Source organism: Pseudonocardia halophobica (genome assembly GCF_027922425.1).
Classification (GTDB): Bacteria; Actinomycetota; Actinomycetes; order Mycobacteriales; family Pseudonocardiaceae; genus Pseudonocardia; species Pseudonocardia halophobica.
Window position 1 is genome coordinate 1 of record NZ_BSFQ01000156.1, and the last position, 962, is coordinate 962.

Annotated in this window: 1 protein-coding gene; it reads left to right on the plus strand. The window is 73.3% G+C overall.

The window, feature by feature from the left end; all coding sequences use genetic code 11:
* Nucleotides 1-962 (plus strand): xanthine dehydrogenase family protein molybdopterin-binding subunit (locus tag PKE99_RS37835; protein WP_271215069.1); only part of this gene is annotated, 962 nt, incomplete at both ends.

Here is a 962-nt window from a genome sequence, read left to right on the forward strand (position 1 = left end):
CACGAGGATCGGCGGCGGCTTCGGCGGCAAGCTCGACGCGATGCTGGAGCCGTTCGTGTGCGTCCTCGCGCGCAAGACCGGCCGCGCGGTGCGGCTGGTCAACACCCGGGCCGAGGAGCTGCAGACCGCCGGACCGCGAGAGAACGCGCGGATCCGGATCCGCACGGCCGTGAGCGCCGAGGGCGAGATCCTCGGCCAGGAGGCGGACACGAACGCCGACAACGGCGCGTACAGCGGCGAGATCGTCGCGTGCGCGGCGGTGCCGGGGCTGGTGTTCGGCGGCACCTACCGGGTGCCCGTCGCCCGTTACCGCACCCGGGTCGTCTACACCAACACCGCGCCCACAGCGGCGTTCCGCGGCGTCAACGGTCCCTACGCGATGTTCGCGCTCGAGCAGCACCTCGACCACATCGCGGCGAAGCTCGGCATGGACCGCCGCGAGCTGCGGCTGCGCAACGTGGTCAAGGCCGGCGAGGCGATCGCGAACGGCCAGGTCCTCGACGACGCCGTCTTCGACGAGGGCTTCGCCCGGATCGAGGAGATCGCCCCCTGGGCCGAAGGGGCGCCGTCCGGCAACCCGAGGGCGCTACGTGGCAAGGGCATCGGCGCGGTCACCTGGCTCACCAACCCCGGGCCGGGCGGCGCCACCGTCAAGATCAACGAGGACGGTACGGCGGGCGTCATCTGCGCCGGCGCCGAGATCGGCACCGGAGCCGTGGCCGTCGGGCTGCGCCAGATCGTGGCCGAGGAGCTCGGTCTCACTCCGGACCAGGTCGTCATCCTGCCCGCGGACACCGACGCCGGCACCTACGACGGCGGCGCCCAGGGCAGCCGGACGCTGTTCTCGCTGGGCAACGCGGCCGTGCAGGCGAGCACCCAGGTCCGCGAGCAGCTGCTCGAGGTGGCCGCGAACCTGCTGGAGGCGTCGGCGGCGGACCTGGAGCTCGACGACGGGCACGTGC